Source organism: Pseudomonas sp. LBUM1653 (assembly GCF_059716115.1).
This window is the reverse complement of sequence record NZ_CP166803.1, coordinates 1808596-1824262: the sequence shown is the minus strand read 5'-3', so window position 1 is coordinate 1824262 and position 15667 is coordinate 1808596. Positions and strand designations below refer to the sequence as shown.

Genomic DNA, 15667 nt, shown 5'->3' with positions numbered 1-15667 from the left:
ACTACCTCAGCCGTTGGGCCCTACTGTCGCAACGATGGTCACTTGCTTGTTGTCAGGAATCTCCTGATAAGCCAACACATGCAAACCCGGGACTGCGAGCCGGCCAAATCGCGAGAGCATCGCGCGAATCGGACCGGCTACCAGCAGAATCACCGGTTGACCTTGCATCTCCTGCCGCTGCGCCGCATCGATCAACGAGCGCTGCAGCTTCTCAGCCATGCTTGGCTCCAGCAGAACGCCCTCCTCCGAGCCTTGTCCTGCCTTCTGCAGACTATTGAGCAATATCTGTTCCAACCTTGGTTCCAGCGTGATCACTGGCAGCTCGGAGTCAGTGCCTACAATGCTTTGCACGATTGCGCGGGATACGCCAACGCGCACTGCTGCCACCAGCGCGGCGGTATCTTGACTCTTGTTGGCATTGTTCGCGATGGCTTCGGCAATGCTGCGAATGTCGCGTACCGGCACCTGTTCGGCCAACAGCGCTTGCAGGACTTTGAGCAATTGCGACAGCGACAGCACACCCGGCACCAGCTCTTCAGCGAGTTTTGGCGAGTTTTTCGCCAGCAATTGCATGAGTTGCTGGACTTCTTCGTGGCCGATCAGCTCACTGGAGTGCTTGTACAGAATCTGGTTCAGGTGGGTAGCCACCACGGTACTGGCATCGACCACGGTGTAGCCAAGCGATTGCGCCTGGGCGCGCTGGCTGATTTCGATCCACACCGCCTCCAGGCCAAAAGCCGGATCTTTGGCGGTTATACCGTTGAGCGTGCCGTAGACCTGCCCCGGGTTGATCGCCAGCTCGCGATCCGGGTAAATCTCCGCCTCGGCCAGGATCACCCCCATCAGGGTCAGGCGATAGGCGCTCGGTGCCAGGTCGAGGTTGTCGCGGATGTGCACCGTGGGCATGAGAAAGCCCAGGTCCTGGGACAGCTTCTTGCGCACGCCCTTGATCCGCGCCAGCAATTGACCACCCTGGTTGCGGTCCACCAGCGGAATCAGGCGATAGCCCACTTCCAGGCCGATCATGTCGATCGGCGTCACGTCATCCCAGCCCAGCTCCTTGGTTTCCTGGGCGCGGGCCGGCGATGGCAGCAGCTCCTGCTGACGCTTGACCTCTTGCAGGGCTTGCACCTTGGCGCTGTTCTGCTTTTTCCAGAACAGGTACGCACCGCCCGCGGCCAGGGCGGCCATGGACAGGAAGGAGAAGTGCGGCATGCCAGGCACCAGCCCCATCACCGCCATCAAGCCCGCCGACACCGCCAACGCCTTGGGCGAAGCGAACATTTGCCGATTGATCTGCTTGCCCATGTCTTCGGAGCCCGAAGCACGAGTCACCATGATCGCCGCCGCTGTGGATAACAACAGTGATGGCAATTGCGCCACCAAACCGTCACCAATGGTCAACAAGGCGTACACCTTGCCGGCGTCTGCGAATGTCATGTTGTGCTGGAAGATACCGACCGCCATGCCGCCGATCAGGTTGATGAACAGAATCAGCAGACCGGCGATGGCGTCACCGCGCACGAACTTGCTGGCACCGTCCATCGAGCCGTAGAACTCGGCTTCCTGCGCCACTTCCGAACGCCGGGCCTTGGCCTGGTTCTGGTCAATCAGGCCGGCGTTGAGGTCGGCGTCGATGGCCATTTGCTTGCCGGGCATCGCATCGAGGGTGAAACGTGCGCTCACCTCGGAAATACGCCCGGCACCCTTGGTCACCACGACGAAGTTGATGATCATCAAGATCGCGAACACCACGATACCAACCACGTAGTTACCGCCGATCACCACCTCGCCGAAGGCCTGGATCACCTTGCCCGCAGCGGCATGACCGTCCTGGCCGTGGAGCATCACCACCCGGGTGGACGCCACGTTCAAGGCCAGGCGCAACAGCGTCGCCACCAGCAGAATGGTCGGGAACACCGCAAAATCCAACGGCCGCAAGGCGTAGACGCAAACCAGCAGCACGACGATCGACAGGGCAATGTTGAAGGTGAAGAACACGTCGAGCAGGAACGGCGGCATCGGCAACATCATCATCGCCAACATGACCAGCAGCAACAGCGGCACGCCCAGATTGCCTCGACTGAGGTCTGCCATGTTCGTGCGGGCACTGTTGATTAACTGAGAGCGATCCACCGGTATTCCCCGTTCCTTTGAAGCAAAACTTTTGACGCCAGAAGCTGGCGCAAAGCGGCTATTGCAAGAAGCCTTCCAACTTTTGCGGGGGGTTGAAATGGAGGAATTGGTCGGAAAAATTCAAGTCGCCTGGGCGGACCTCTTCGCGAGCAGGCTCGCTCCCACAGGGGATCGGCTCTGGCAACATGTCTTGTGTACAACACTGATCAAATGTGGGAGCGAGCCTGCTCGCGAAGAGGCCGGCACTGCCAACGATCTTCAAGGAAAACACAATGCTGATCCGCAAATCGAGCGCGAACGCCCAGCACACCTATCAGTTCTGCTAGTTCCCAACTTTTATAAAGGCGCCAATACTGACCTCCCGCACTTCGGACCTTGGGGTAACCACCCATGACATCATCACCGCGCAAAACCGTACTCTGCCGTTACCACTACGACCCCCTCGATCGCCTGATCAGTCATGTACTGGCAGATACCCCCGGGTGCCAGCGCTTCTACTGTAAGAGCAGGCTGGCCACCGAGATACAGGGGGCGATGCGCTACTCGATCGTACAGCAGGGTGACCAGTTGTTGGCGCAGCAACGAAGTGGTGGTGAGTCGCCTGATACCACGCTGCTGGCCACCGACCAGCAGCGTTCGGTGCTGCAGGTAGTCAAGGATAGCCATCCACCGCGACCCATCGCCTATTCACCCTATGGCCACCGTTCTATTGAAAGCGGGTTACTCAGCCTGCTTGGCTTTAACGGCGAACGGCCGGATCCGGTGACAGGGTGTTATTTGCTGGGGAATGGGTATCGGGCTTTTAACCCGGTTTTGATGCGATTTAATAGTCCAGATAGTTGGAGTCCGTTTGGGAAGGGTGGATTGAATGCTTATGCTTATTGCTTGGGAGATCCAGCCAACCGAACAGACAACGACGGGCATCGCTCTTGGTTTACTTTGTTAAAAACCACTATCACTAGAAAGGTAAAATACAACAACACCAAATTGACAATTGCATCTAACATAAAGCCTAAAGACGCATTGAATGCCCGGGACGAAGTAATTAAATATGACAAGCTGATTACCAAAGAGCCAGATGCGCTTGAAATGCAAAACAAACAATTCAAAATCGATTACGAGAACCTGGATAAAAATCCCTCAGACCCAAACGCCATTGCAATGCGTGATTTTCTTGAGCAATTAAATCGGACCCCCTCTCCTTCCGAACCAAATCTACTCCACATGAAACTTGCTTTCGCGAATGCTGATCCGTCGACCATGCCAAATATCCCTCCCAACATGATAGAAACCTATGCAGATAAAATTTTAAACATTAGAAACCCAGCTCTAGATTGGTACAAAGTACAGAGAAACGTTATCCTAACTAACCATTTCAAACCTATAAAAAAAACCCGAATTCGCTGAAGCACACTGTCTAGCCCTGAAATATGTTTACTACTATTTTGAGGCTAGACAAATGTGACCTGCCTCTGCGTAAGTCAGCAAAATTCACTCTCTGCCTAAATCATGCCCCCGCCGATAATTATTACGTACAATACTGTCAATCAGCGAATCACCCGGAAAATCCGCCATGACGATACCCACTGTTCTCACCTGGGTAGACTGATCATTCAACGTCTTTAAATCGTCCCGCGTCAGTATGTTGGTGCCTTCAAAGGAAATGAAACACGTTACCCCTGTACACCCCGTCCTTGGAAACTTTGGATAGATATCGCTATGCCCAAAATCAATCAGGCCTGTCCACAACCTTGCCGCGTCCGTTCCCGGGGACACATGGCCACTGGCAACAAAATAAGGAAACGAACGATGACTGGCCGACAGGTAGTTCACATAAAACGTATCCCGGCTGCCCGCTGCGGCATTGTGCAATTGCTGTTTGATTTTGATGTACTTGTCATGCAAATCCCAGTTCGATCTCATGGCGTAGTCGTCCTGAATATTGAAAATGCTTTCATCCCTGTAACTGAGCCCAAATTTATTGAGCCTGGCATCGGCAGATAACACCACAAATTTGCCGCGCGCCTCGCCCAGCGTAAGCTTCGGGTTCTGGGTTTTCAGATAGATACCCGAATACAGCTGCATGTATTGGTCGAAGACATACTCCAGGCTCTGGCCGACGTTCTTGTCGGCCTCGTACTCATCACTCACCCGAATCAGTACCGTTTCACTGGGATTATCTCGAAGGAACCGCTTGATCGCCTCCAGCGGCGAACCCAACATCCTGTCCAGAAACACTGCACCGTGATGCAACGCCAACGCATCACCGGTGCGACGAATCCGCAGGTCGAATACCCTTATTCCGTATTCCAACTGCTTGTCGAAACCGAGGGTTTGAGTTTCGACGACATCCTTGTAAATCGGATACCAGGTGACTTGGAAAGTCGCCGAATCATGAGTACCTGGCAACGCCATTTCACTGAGCTGGACATCGTCGCGGATCGTTTTCATCCACTGCGATCGATCGGTGAACGGATCATCCGGATCATGGGAGTACGCGCCGTCGAGATGGCCGTAAGCTGGCCATGCCAGGCAGTAGAGTAGCCCCAGAAAACATCGTGTAGTCACTCCAAGCTTCATAGTCACGCCCTCCTTGGCTGCTAATGAACGCCATTTCATGCTAACTGGATTGGTTTAGAGAGTGCCCTATATAGATATGTTTTGCGGTGGCCCTGCGCGTGGCGAGGACTTCGTCCTCGAACGCAGGGACGCAATATGACACTAGCACTTCTGCTAGTAGGCAAAAGATCGAAGTAAGCCGATGCTTAAGACCCAGCTTCATGGACCCAGCTCGGAGATCAGCCAATGCCAACGTCACCTCGCCAAAACGTAATGTGTCGCTACTACTACGATGCGACGGATCGTTCTATTGAACAGAGACCGGCCAATCAACCAGGTCTGCAGCGCTTTTACTGCAATAACCGGCTATCCAGTGAAAATCAGGGGATGGTGCAGCGCAGCATTTTCCAGCATAACAGCCAGTTGTTGGCGCAACAGCATCATCGCGGCGACAAAGTCGACACCGCGCTGCTGGCGACCGACCAACAACGCTCGGTGCTAAATGTGCTCGATGCGGCCCAGCCCAATCCTCTTGCCTACACAGCTTTCGGGCACTGCCCACCTGAAAACGGTCTAACCAGCCTGCTCGGATTCAACGGCGAAGTGCCAGACCAGGTGACCAGGCATTATCATTTGGGTAACGGATACCGTCAGTTCAATCCAGTGCTGATGCGGTTCAACAGCCCGGACAGTTGGAGTCCGTTTGGCAAGGGTGGGCTTAATACCTATGGGTACTGCGGCGGAGATCCAATCAATCGGAGCGATCCGAGTGGACATTACTTTTTGAATTTACTCAGCGGGGGTTTGATTGTTGCCGGTGCAGTCACTGCCATAGTGGGGGTGCTTGCTAAGAACGACACGGTGAAAATAGTTGGCGCTGCGATACTCGGGACCGGCGGTGTTATATTTGGGATTAGCATGTTGAGATCACCTCGTCTATTCAACATGCACCGCCTTACCTCCTCCCCCGCCCCCCAAACATCACCGTCACCCAGCCCCCCGAATAGCCCTACACCACCAACCAGGCCAGAGGTCACACAACGCGAAGGTCAAAGCAGCCTCAATGGGCTCAACAAAGACGTTCAGTCCACACGCCCAGCTCCAGTAACTTCCACGCCCTTGAAGAACAGTTCAATAGCGCGCGAGCGGAGTTCCATCCGCAGTACAGGTTTAACTAAATCCAAGTAAATCAGCACGGAGCTTCACGACTGCTGTCAGGGCGTCACACAGGAAGATTTTAGCTGTCTCGGCAAGCCTCACCGCAGCCAAGCCTTGCTCTCACAGTATTGGTTAACCGCACATGTCGCGGGAACCCCAAACCCTGTAGAGCAAGGCTTGCCCGCGATGAGGCCCGTCTTGCCCGGATAGAGAAATCAGGAATCGCGGCGCAAATCCGGAGGAATTGGCAGATCATCCTTCAAAGGATCCGGGCGCTTGCCTTTGCCCGCCTTGTACTGGCGAATCTGGTAGACGTAGGCCAGTACCTGGGCAACGGCCAAATACAAACCACCAGGAATTTCCTGCTCCAACTCCGTGGAGTAATAAATCGACCGTGCCAACGCCGGCGACTCCAGCAGCAACACATTATTCGCCACCGCAATCTCACGCATCTTCAACGCCAGGAAATCACTGCCCTTACCCACCAGCATCGGCGCCCCGCTCTTGTCCGGGTCGTATTTGAGCGCCACGGCATAGTGGGTCGGGTTGGTGATGACCACGTCGGCATCAGGCACCGCCGCCATCATCCGGCGCTGGGACATCTCGCGTTGCAGCTGGCGAATCCGTTGCTTGACCTCCGGCCGCCCTTCCTGGTCCTTGTGCTCGTCGCGGATTTCCTGCTTGGTCATCTTGAGCTTCTTGATGCTTTCCCAGATCTGGATCGGCACGTCGACGGCGGCGATGATGATCAGCCCGCAGGCCATCCACAAGGTGCTCCAGCCGACCACCTGCAGGCTGTGGGTGATGGCGCGATCCAGTGGTTCGTGGGCGATGCGCAGCAGGTCGTCGATGTCCGCCGACAACACCGCCAAGGCCACGAACAGGACGATGAAAAACTTGGCCAGGGCCTTGAGCAGTTCGGTCAAGGCCTTGGCCGAGAACATGCGTTTGAGACCCGCGCCGGGATTCATGCGGCTGAACTTGGGCGCCATGGTGCCGGCGGAGAACAACCAGCCCCCGAGGGAAATCGGGCCGATCAGCGCGGCCAGCAGCAAGGTGATCATCACTGGCTGAATCGCCAGCAAGCCGATCTGCCCCGAGTGCAGCAGGTAAGTGCCCATCGCGCGCGGGTCCAGCACCACCTCGCGCGACAGGGAAAAATTCAGGCGCATCAGGTCCATCATGTCCTGGGCCAGGGCGCCACCGAAGACCAGCAGCGCACCGGCTCCGGCGAGCATGATGGCCAGGGTATTGAGTTCCTTGGAACGGGCAATCTCACCCTTCTCACGGGCATCCTTTTTCTTTTTCTCCGTGGGGTCTTCTGTCTTGTCCTGACCGCTTTCGCTCTCAGACATGTCTCAGCGCGCCTGTGCCAGTTCGCGTAAAAACTGCAGGGCCTCGGAAGCCAGCGGTTGATACTGGTTGAGAATGTCCGCCAGCCCGACCCAGAGGATAAACATCCCCAGCACCAGGGTCAGCGGGAAGCCGATGGAGAAGATGTTCAGTTGCGGCGCGGCGCGGGTCATCACGCCAAACGCGATGTTGACCACCAGCAAAGCGGTGATCGCCGGTAGCACCAGCAGCAGCGCCGCGCCGAGCACCCAGCCGAGCTTGCCGGCCAGCTCCCAGTAATGGTTGACCATCAGGCCGCTGCCGACCGGCAACGTGGTGAAGCTCTCGGTCAACACCTCGAACACCACCAGATGGCCGTTCATGGAAAGGAACAACAGCGTCACCAACATGGTGAAGAACTGCCCGATCACCGCCACCGATACGCCGTTGGTGGGGTCGACCATCGAGGCGAAGCCCATGCCCATCTGGATCGCGACAATCTGTCCCGCCACCACGAAGGCCTGGAAGAACAGTTGCAGGGAGAACCCCAGGATCGCGCCGACGAGGATCTGCTCGGCAATCAGCAGCAGCCCGCTCAGGTCCAGCGCATTCACCGGCGGCATCGGCGGCAGGCCCGGGGCGATGACCACGGTGATAGCCAGGGCGAAGTACAGACGGATGCGCTTGGGCACCAGGGCGGTGCCGAACACCGGCATGACCATCAGCAAGGCGCCGACGCGAAACAGCGGCAACATGAACGTCGCCACCCAGGTGCTGATCTGGGTATCGGTCAGCTGCAGCAGCGACGACATGGCTTAGCCGATGACCTGCGGAATACTGCCGTACAACTGCAGGATGTATTCCATGAAGGTCTGCACCAGCCATGGGCCGGCCACGATCAGCGTCACCAGCATTACCAGCAGGCGCGGCAGGAAACTCAAGGTCTGTTCGTTGATCTGGGTCGCGGCCTGGAACATCGCCACGATCAGACCGACCAGCAGGCTCGGAATCACCAGCACGGCGACCATCAGGGTGGTCAGCCACAACGCTTCGCGAAAGATGTCTACGGCGACTTCCGGCGTCATGGCGACACACCGCCGAAGCTGCTGGCCAAGGTGCCGATGATCAGCGCCCAGCCATCGACCAGCACGAACAGCATGATCTTGAACGGCAGGGAAATGATCAGCGGCGAGAGCATCATCATACCCATGGCCATCAGCACACTGGCCACGACCAGGTCGATGATCAGGAACGGGATGAAGATCATGAAGCCGATCTGGAACGCGGTCTTGAGCTCCGAGGTGACGAACGCCGGCACCAGGATGGTCAGCGGCGCCTGACCCGGCGTGGCAATGTCGGTGCGCTTGGACAGGCGCATGAACAGCTCCAGGTCACTGGTGCGCGTCTGGGCCAGCATGAAGTCCTTGATCGGTACCTGGGCCTTGGCCACGGCATCCTGAGCGGTCATTTTTTCCGCCAGGTAAGGCTGCAAGGCATCCTGGTTCACCCGGTCGAACACCGGCGCCATGATGAACAGGGTCAGGAACAGCGCCATGCCGGTGAGGATCTGGTTCGACGGTGTCTGTTGCAAGCCGAGGGCCTGACGCAGGATCGAGAAGACGATGATGATGCGGGTGAAACTGGTCATCAGCATGACGAACGCCGGGATGAAACTCAGCGCGGTCATGATCAGCAGGATCTGCAGGCTGACCGAGTATTCCTGAGCGCCTTCGGCGTTGGTGCCCAGGGTGATGGCCGGGATCGACAATGGATCGGCGGCGAACGCCAGCGGCGCGACCAGCATCAGGGCCAGCGTCAAGATGATGCGCAGCGCACCCATTACTTTTTATCCTTCTGATCCTTGCCCATCAGCTCCATCAGGCGCTGGGCAAACTCGGGTGTGGCTTTTTCAGTCGCGCTCGGCACCTGCACCGGTTCCTTGAGCACATGCAACGCCGTGATGGTGCCCGGGCTCAGGCCGAGCAGGATCTGCTCGTTGCCGACCTGCACGAGCATCAAACGATCACGGGGCCCCAGCGCGCGGGAGCCGATCAGCTCGATCACTTGCCCCTTGCCGGCCGGCCCGGCCTGTTGCACCCGGCGCAAGAGCCAGGCGAGGAAGAAAATCAGCCCCAGCACCAGCAACAAACCCAGCACAAGCTGCGTCAACTGCCCGGCCACGCCGCTGCTGGCCACAGGCGCGGCGGCGGCATTGGCGACGGGCTCGGCGGCCAGCACAAGGCACGGCAACGCCAACGCCAACCCCGACAAAACACCCAGAAGCCTTTTCACTCAGCGCAGCTTCTTGATGCGTTCGCTTGGGCTGATCACGTCAGTCAGGCGGATGCCGAACTTCTCGTTGACCACTACCACTTCGCCATGGGCGATCAGGGTGCCGTTGACCAGCACGTCCAGCGGCTCACCGGCCAGGCGATCGAGCTCGATGACCGAGCCCTGGTTAAGCTGCAGCAGGTTGCGGATGTTGATGTCGGTGCTGCCGACTTCCATGGAGATCGACACTGGAATATCGAGAATCACATCCAGGTTCGGGCCTTCCAGGCTCACCGGGTCGTTGTTCCTCGGCACGCTGCCGAACTCTTCCATGGGCAGGCGGTTCGACGAAGAACGGCCAGCATCGGCGGCCAGCAAGGCGTCGATATCGGCCTGCCCGGCATCGCCGGTTTCTTCCAGGGCCGCAGCCCACTCATCAGCCAGTGCCTGGTCGTCCAGGGAATTCATATCGTTAGCCATCATTTGTCCTCGGCGAACAACTCTTCAATCAGAAGAGTTAATTAATAGGGGTAGTGCGCCGCCTCAGCGACGCTCGATCGGCTCGATCACTTGCAGTGCAAGGTTGCCCTTGTGCGAGCCCATCTTGACCTTGAAGGCCGGCACGCCGTTGGCGCGCATGACCAGCTCTTCCTGCATGTCCACCGGGATCACATCCCCCGGCTGCATATGCAGGATGTCGCGCAGCTTCAACTGGCGACGGGCAACTGTGGCGTTGATCGGTACATCGACATCCAACACATCCTGGCGCAAGGCGTTGACCCAACGCTCGTCCTGGTCGTCAAGATCGGACTGGAAGCCGGCATCGAGCATTTCGCGCACCGGTTCGATCATCGAATAAGGCATGGTCACGTGCAGGTCACCGCCACCGCCATCGAGTTCGATGTGGAAGGTCGACACCACAATGGCTTCGCTCGGGCCGACGATGTTGGCCATGGCCGGGTTCACTTCCGAGTTGATGTACTCGAAGTTCACTTCCATGATCGCCTGCCAGGCCTCTTTCAAGTCGACGAAGGCTTGCTCCAGGACCATGCGCACCACACGCAACTCGGTCGGGGTGAATTCACGCCCCTCGATCTTGGCGTGGCGACCATCGCCGCCGAAGAAGTTGTCCACCAGTTTGAACACCAGCTTGGCGTCGAGGATGAACAGCGCCGTGCCGCGCAGCGGCTTGATCTTGACCAGGTTGAGACTGGTCGGCACGTACAGCGAGTGCACGTATTCGCCGAACTTCATCACCTGCACGCCACCGACCGCCACGTCTGCCGAACGGCGCAGCATGTTGAACATGCTGATGCGCGTGTAGCGGGCAAAACGCTCGTTGATCATTTCCAGGGTCGGCATGCGTCCACGGACGATGCGATCCTGGCTGGTCAGGTCGTAGCTCTTGACGGTGCCGGGTTCGGCAGCGATATCGGTCTGTACCAGACCATCGTCGACGCCATGCAGCAGCGCGTCGATCTCATCCTGGGACAGCAGGTCCTGCACGGCCATGTCGAGTTCCTACTGCAGTACGAAATTAGTGAAAAGCAACTGTTCGATCACCACTTTGCCGAGCTCTTTCTGCGCCACTTCCTGGACGCTGGCGGTGGCCTTCTGACGCAGCATTTCCTGGCCGACCGGCGAGGCGAGGGTCGCGAAATCCTGACCGGAGAACAGCATCACCAGGTTATTGCGGATCACCGGCATGTGCACCTTGAGCGCATCCAGGTCCACCTGGTTGCGCGCGAGCATGGTGATGCTCACTTGCATGTAGCGCTGGCGACCGTTCTGGTTGTAGTTGGCCACGAACGCCGGGGCCATCGGCTCGAAAACCGCGGGCTGCTTGCCCAGGGGGGTGATTTCAGCCACGACGGCAGGCTTGCTCTGGGCACTGTGCATGAAGTACCAGGTCGCCCCCACGGACAAGCCGATCGCCAGCAGCAGCGCCACCACGATCAAGATGATCAGCTTGAGCTTGCCTTTGGTTGCGGGGTCTTTCAATGCTGCGTCGCTCTTCGCCATGCCAATAATCCGTCACTATTCGGTTTTTTACAGTCGCGCGGCAAGGCAGGAGCAAGTGTTATGCCAATGATCGGATCTGGAAGCCCCACAAACCCATGTGGGAGCGAGCCTGCTCGCGAAAGCGGCGTAACAGTCGACGAAGATGTTGACTGTTACGGCCCCTTCGCGAGCAGGCTCGCTCCCACAGGGATGGTGCAGCCCTTGATCAGGCGTAGTAATCGACGGCGCTGGAACCAATCACATGTGTGGCCGTTGCAGCCACTTCGGCAATGCTCGGGGCGATTTCGTCATCCATCGAATCAAGGCGACCGCCGCTGGCACTGGCACGCCCGCTCTGCGCCTGCTGATGCTGCGCCTGATCCTGTGACCCCCGGGACTGGTCGGAGACGTTGACGTCAACCTGGCCCATGCCCTGCTGGGTGAACATGTCGCGCAAACGCTGCATCTGGCCGTCCAGCGCTTCACGCACGCCCGGATGCGCGCTCATGAACGTCACCTGGGTCTGTTGATCGGGCACCATGTTCACCCGAATGTCGAGGCGGCCGAGCTCGGCCGGCTGCAACTGGATATCGGCCGCCTTGAGATTGGCGCTGGACAGGTACATGACCCGGTTCACCACTTCTTCGGTCCATCCGCTCTGGTGCATCGCGATCGGCTGGTTGACCGGCAGGGCGTTGGCGGTTTTTGGCGTGGCCGCCTGAGTCAGTGCCGCCAGTCGGTTGGCGAAATCGTCGACCCGGGTATCGCTGCTGGCTGACTTTAGGTCCTTGAGGCCATCATCGATCAGGCCACTGAAGGCCTTTTCGCCGCCCTGGCTGGTACTGTCCTGGTCGGTTTGCACATCGAGCATGTTCGCCATGCCGGCGGCAAAGGTCTGCGCCGCGGTCCGCTCGCCGTCGGCCTCTGTCGGTGCTGCCTTGGGTTGCGCCTGGCTTGAGGCCGAGACGTGCCCGCTCTGCTCCATGGCCATGCGCAGGGCTGGCAGGGCGTCGAGCGGGTCGGCTTCGGGATCGAAACCGGCATCGGTGGCGGGGACGGCCGGCGGAACAACCGACGCAACGATCGCTTCAACGGGTAGTGGATCAGCCACAACCGGCGTCGCGACTGCTGGCAATGAGGCAGGGTCAACAGGCGCAGCATCGGCGACCGCTGCCTGCCCGGCGTCCGTTGCATCACTGGCCTGCTTGTCGTCGGCTTGCGCCGGTTTATCGGCGGGCAAGCTTTTGCCGCTATCGGCAACGGCGGGCTTCTCGGCGGCAGCGTCATCCTTGCCGACATCCTTTTTACCGGCGTTGTCCGCAACCTTGTCACGTGGCGATTTAGAAGATCCATCAACGGCCGCTACAGATGCGTTCCGGCCCTGTGTGGCGTAGACCTGAGAGAAGTTGGAGGCCTTGTCCCCGGGCTCGGCGGCAACCTTCGTGGAAGGCGCGGCGGCGGCCTGACTCTTGGCCTGAGCGACGGCCTGGAGGAGAGAATTGGGGGTAAAGGGCATTTAACGGTCTCCGCTGCACTGGGATCGTAGGTACAGTTGAAGGAGTTATTAGCAAGGGCCGGGCCAGTTTCTCCCGATGACGACGAAAAGCGCCTTACACCTCAACTTTCCGCCAGGGACCGCTGCCGCTCAGCTTCGTAAAGAGGTCGAACGATCGCGAACTCAAGGTCGATTGCAGCGATCCGCTCGAGGATTTGCGGGGACGAGAGCTTTTCAGCATTTTTCTCAAGCTCGCCACACAACTCGGCGAGCCTGACAGCCCCCATGTTGCTGCTGCTGCCCTTGAAGCTGTGAGCCACTTCTACCAAGTGCGCAGCCTGCCCTGCCTTGCGCAACGATTGCAGGCGCTCTTCGGAATCGGCGAGAAAGGTATCCAGCAACTGCGGATACGCGTCCTCCATGACCTCGCGCAACGCACTCAGTGCGTACAGGTCCAGATGTTCATCAGCCACTTGTTCGCTCCCTGATCAAGAATTCACGGATTATGCCAGAGCCTTCCAGAAAAACTCCACGCGGGCACTTCGACCTTCGTCGGACCAGCTTGCATTATGACCCAGCTGACGGATCAGACTGACACCGCGTCCGGACAGGCGGACAGGATCGACGGGGCGCTCCAGCACTCTCCCGACATCAAATCCCTTGCCGCTGTCCTCGACGCGAATCGCAAGGGAACCACCCTCGCCGTCCGGCGTGACCTGCAAATGCACCCGGACATAACCGTCTTTCAGTTCGTCCAGGCGTGCATTGCGTTGTTGATAATAACGGGTAAAACCCGCCGCATCGCCCTTGAGGCTGGAGTCCAGGCCCAGCACCCCATGCTCCAGGGCGTTGGAGTACAGCTCCGCCAGAACACTGTAGAGCGCCCCGCTTTGAGCCCGCAGACCGTGCACTTCCTGGAGCAATTGCAAAAGGTAGGGCAACGGGTTGAAGCGTTTGAGCGTTGCGGCGCGAAACTCGAAACTGGCCGACCAGTCCAGGGGGCAGGACTGGCCGCTGTCGGAATAAATGGGCACCGGCGGACTCGAATGCGCGGGTTCCAGCAGGCTGACCTCGACCATGCTGACGTCGTCGCGCGCCTCACCGCGAAAGTCTCGAAGCGCCTGCTCGATGTCCTGGAACAAGGTGTCGGGCTGACGATTGGCGGCAAATACCTGCTGCAACCGCTGCACACCAAACAGCTGGTCATCGGCATCGCAGGTGTCGATCACCCCGTCGGACAGCAGGAATACCCGATCACCCACGGCCATCGGAAACACTTCGGTGCGATCATCGAAGGTTTGCGGGCTCAGCACACCCAGCGGCAAATGCCGCGCCGTCAGTGGCGTGCGTTCGCCGCTGGCGACGCTGTGCAGATAGCCGTCCGGCATGCCGCCGTTCCAGACTTCCACCGAGCGGCTCTGGAAACTCAGGCACAGCATCGTGGCGCAGCAGAACATGTCCACCGGCAGGATGCGCTTGAGCTTGGCATTCATCTCGCGCAGGGTTTCCGCCAGGCCGTAACCCTTGGCGGTCATGCCGTAGAAGACTTCGGCCAGGGGCATGGCGCCCACGGCGGCGGGCAGGCCATGGCCGGTGAAATCACCGAGCAAGACATGCATGTCCCCTGCCGGGGTGAACGCGGCCAACAGCAAGTCACCGTTGAATAAAGCATAGGGCGATTGCAGGTAGCGGATGTTGGGCGCATTCAGGCAGCCGGAATGGGCCACCTTGTCGAACACCGCCTTGGCCACACGCTGCTCGTTAAGCAAATATTCATGGTGCCTGGCGATCTGGTCGCGCTGCTGCACAACGGTGGCCTGCAAGCGCCGCAAGCGGTCCATCGCCTTGATTTTGGCGGCGAGGATCACCTGGTTGTAAGGCTTTGCCAGAAAATCGTCACCCCCGACCTCCAGACAGCGGACCAACGCCTGGTTTTCCGACAGCGAGGTGAGGAAGATGATCGGCACGAGGGTGTCCCCGGCCAATTCCTTGATTTGCGCGGCCGCCTCGAAGCCGTCCATCACCGGCATCATCGCGTCCATCAACACCAGTTGCGGACGTTGCAGGCGAAACACTTCGACCGCCTCGGCGCCATTGGCAGCCGTCAGCACTTGATGCCCCTGGCGGCGGACGATGCTCGACAACAGCATGCGGTCGGCGGCGCTGTCTTCGGCGATCAGGATCGTCAGCGATTCGAGTGCCGATTGCACGGTGATCAACTGATGTCGAACAGTTTGTCGAAGTTGGAAATGGCGAGGATCTTCTTCACGTCGGAACTGCTGTTGATGACACGGATATCGGAATCGTCGCCGCCGGCGTGATCACGCAACAGCAGCAGCATGCCCAAGGCGGAACTGTCGAGGTAGGTGGCTTCTTTCAGATCGACCACTACCGCTGCGAGCTCTTGGTTTTCGTAGGATTCACGAAATTCCTGATGCTTGCCGAAATCGAATCGTCCCTTGATTGATATCGTCAGCTTTTGCCCATCCGGAGAGATTTCTGTAACGACTGACATGTCATGGCTTCCTTGTCATTGGTAAACCTGCTTGTACAAGGTTTAGCATTGGGTAGAGGTTGGGGCAAGGCGGGATATTTGTGGAGGTCTTGAGCCCCCTTCGCGAGCAGGCTCGCTCCCACAGTTTGACCGCATTTCAATGTAAGAACGCGACCTCCTGTGGGAGCGAGCCTGCTCGCGAAGAACGATAACGCGATCCA

General features: G+C 58.5%; 16 protein-coding genes. 2 read left to right on the top strand and 14 right to left on the bottom strand.

Features of this window, described 5'->3' with window-relative positions; translation table 11 throughout:
* Positions 1-6 precede the first annotated feature (6 nt).
* Complete coding sequence (gene flhA, locus ACA054_RS08370; RefSeq protein ID WP_497688972.1) at positions 7-2136, bottom strand: flagellar biosynthesis protein FlhA; 2130 nt, start codon at positions 2134-2136, stop codon at positions 7-9.
* A gap of 390 nt (positions 2137-2526) precedes the next feature.
* Between flhA and ACA054_RS08365 the strand changes: the two genes are divergently transcribed.
* The gene (locus tag ACA054_RS08365; RefSeq protein WP_497688971.1) at positions 2527-3543 is read left to right on the top strand and encodes an RHS repeat-associated core domain-containing protein; all 1017 of its coding nucleotides are present in this window, start codon (positions 2527-2529) and stop codon (positions 3541-3543) included.
* 84 nt (positions 3544-3627) lie between these two features.
* On the opposite strand, the gene ACA054_RS08360 is transcribed toward ACA054_RS08365, so the two are convergent.
* Positions 3628-4716: a phosphatidylinositol-specific phospholipase C gene (locus ACA054_RS08360; protein WP_497688970.1), complete on the bottom strand. Its 1089-nt coding sequence runs from the start codon at positions 4714-4716 to the stop codon at positions 3628-3630.
* A gap of 225 nt (positions 4717-4941) precedes the next feature.
* Between ACA054_RS08360 and ACA054_RS08355 the strand changes: the two genes are divergently transcribed.
* On the top strand, positions 4942-5883 hold the full coding sequence (locus ACA054_RS08355) for an RHS repeat-associated core domain-containing protein (RefSeq protein ID WP_497688969.1): 942 nt from the start codon (positions 4942-4944) through the stop codon (positions 5881-5883).
* 185 nt (positions 5884-6068) lie between these two features.
* Here ACA054_RS08355 and flhB read toward each other — a convergent pair whose 3' ends face one another.
* The 12 genes from flhB to ACA054_RS08295 form a co-directional block, all read right to left on the bottom strand.
* Positions 6069-7208 (bottom strand): flagellar biosynthesis protein FlhB, encoded by a 1140-nt coding sequence (gene flhB, locus ACA054_RS08350; protein ID WP_497688968.1) that lies wholly within the window; start codon positions 7206-7208, stop codon positions 6069-6071.
* Between the two features lie 3 nt (positions 7209-7211).
* Positions 7212-7997 carry a flagellar biosynthetic protein FliR gene (fliR, locus tag ACA054_RS08345; RefSeq protein ID WP_046816912.1) on the bottom strand — a complete coding sequence of 262 codons (786 nt, stop codon included), beginning with the start codon at positions 7995-7997 and terminating at the stop codon, positions 7212-7214.
* A 3-nt stretch (positions 7998-8000) separates the two neighbouring features.
* A complete protein-coding gene (gene fliQ / locus ACA054_RS08340) occupies positions 8001-8270 on the bottom strand; it encodes a flagellar biosynthesis protein FliQ (RefSeq protein ID WP_008058625.1) in 270 nt (89 codons plus the stop codon).
* The gene (fliP, locus tag ACA054_RS08335) at positions 8267-9025 is read right to left on the bottom strand and encodes a flagellar type III secretion system pore protein FliP (RefSeq protein ID WP_497688967.1); all 759 of its coding nucleotides are present in this window, start codon (positions 9023-9025) and stop codon (positions 8267-8269) included. Before fliP ends, fliQ begins: the two co-directional genes overlap by 4 nt.
* Positions 9025-9477, bottom strand: coding sequence for a flagellar biosynthetic protein FliO (fliO, locus tag ACA054_RS08330; RefSeq protein WP_497688966.1), 453 nt, complete (start codon positions 9475-9477; stop codon positions 9025-9027). Before fliO ends, fliP begins: the two co-directional genes overlap by 1 nt.
* Entirely contained in the window at positions 9478-9936 is a 459-nt protein-coding gene (fliN, locus tag ACA054_RS08325) for a flagellar motor switch protein FliN (protein ID WP_497688965.1), read from the bottom strand.
* Between the two features lie 63 nt (positions 9937-9999).
* A complete protein-coding gene (gene fliM / locus ACA054_RS08320) occupies positions 10000-10968 on the bottom strand; it encodes a flagellar motor switch protein FliM (RefSeq protein ID WP_272605157.1) in 969 nt (322 codons plus the stop codon).
* A gap of 9 nt (positions 10969-10977) precedes the next feature.
* Positions 10978-11478, bottom strand: a complete 501-nt coding sequence (fliL, locus tag ACA054_RS08315) for a flagellar basal body-associated protein FliL (RefSeq protein WP_497688964.1) — start codon at positions 11476-11478, stop codon at positions 10978-10980.
* Positions 11479-11683: 205 nt separating this feature from the next.
* Complete coding sequence (locus tag ACA054_RS08310; RefSeq protein WP_497688963.1) at positions 11684-12973, bottom strand: flagellar hook-length control protein FliK; 1290 nt, start codon at positions 12971-12973, stop codon at positions 11684-11686.
* 101 nt (positions 12974-13074) lie between these two features.
* Positions 13075-13425: an Hpt domain-containing protein gene (locus ACA054_RS08305; RefSeq protein ID WP_497688962.1), complete on the bottom strand. Its 351-nt coding sequence runs from the start codon at positions 13423-13425 to the stop codon at positions 13075-13077.
* A gap of 30 nt (positions 13426-13455) precedes the next feature.
* Positions 13456-15162 carry an ATP-binding SpoIIE family protein phosphatase gene (locus ACA054_RS08300; RefSeq protein WP_497688961.1) on the bottom strand — a complete coding sequence of 569 codons (1707 nt, stop codon included), beginning with the start codon at positions 15160-15162 and terminating at the stop codon, positions 13456-13458.
* Positions 15163-15167: 5 nt separating this feature from the next.
* Positions 15168-15467, bottom strand: coding sequence for an STAS domain-containing protein (locus ACA054_RS08295; RefSeq protein WP_497688960.1), 300 nt, complete (start codon positions 15465-15467; stop codon positions 15168-15170).
* Between the last annotated feature and the right edge of the window lie 200 nt (positions 15468-15667).

What these genes read in the sequence shown, in the direction of transcription:
- ACA054_RS08365 (WP_497688971.1), top strand. Translation starts at nt 2,527, where the DNA reads ATGACATCATCACCGCGCAAAACCGTACTCTGCCGTTACCACTACGAC.
- ACA054_RS08360 (WP_497688970.1), bottom strand. Translation starts at nt 4,716, where the DNA reads ATGAAGCTTGGAGTGACTACACGATGTTTTCTGGGGCTACTCTACTGC.
- ACA054_RS08355 (WP_497688969.1), top strand. Translation starts at nt 4,942, where the DNA reads ATGCCAACGTCACCTCGCCAAAACGTAATGTGTCGCTACTACTACGAT.
- flhB (WP_497688968.1), bottom strand. Translation starts at nt 7,208, where the DNA reads ATGTCTGAGAGCGAAAGCGGTCAGGACAAGACAGAAGACCCCACGGAG.
- fliR (WP_046816912.1), bottom strand. Translation starts at nt 7,997, where the DNA reads ATGTCGTCGCTGCTGCAGCTGACCGATACCCAGATCAGCACCTGGGTG.
- fliQ (WP_008058625.1), bottom strand. Translation starts at nt 8,270, where the DNA reads ATGACGCCGGAAGTCGCCGTAGACATCTTTCGCGAAGCGTTGTGGCTG.
- fliP (WP_497688967.1), bottom strand. Translation starts at nt 9,025, where the DNA reads ATGGGTGCGCTGCGCATCATCTTGACGCTGGCCCTGATGCTGGTCGCG.
- fliN (WP_497688965.1), bottom strand. Translation starts at nt 9,936, where the DNA reads ATGGCTAACGATATGAATTCCCTGGACGACCAGGCACTGGCTGATGAG.
- fliM (WP_272605157.1), bottom strand. Translation starts at nt 10,968, where the DNA reads ATGGCCGTGCAGGACCTGCTGTCCCAGGATGAGATCGACGCGCTGCTG.
- fliL (WP_497688964.1), bottom strand. Translation starts at nt 11,478, where the DNA reads ATGGCGAAGAGCGACGCAGCATTGAAAGACCCCGCAACCAAAGGCAAG.
- ACA054_RS08310 (WP_497688963.1), bottom strand. Translation starts at nt 12,973, where the DNA reads ATGCCCTTTACCCCCAATTCTCTCCTCCAGGCCGTCGCTCAGGCCAAG.
- ACA054_RS08295 (WP_497688960.1), bottom strand. Translation starts at nt 15,467, where the DNA reads ATGTCAGTCGTTACAGAAATCTCTCCGGATGGGCAAAAGCTGACGATA.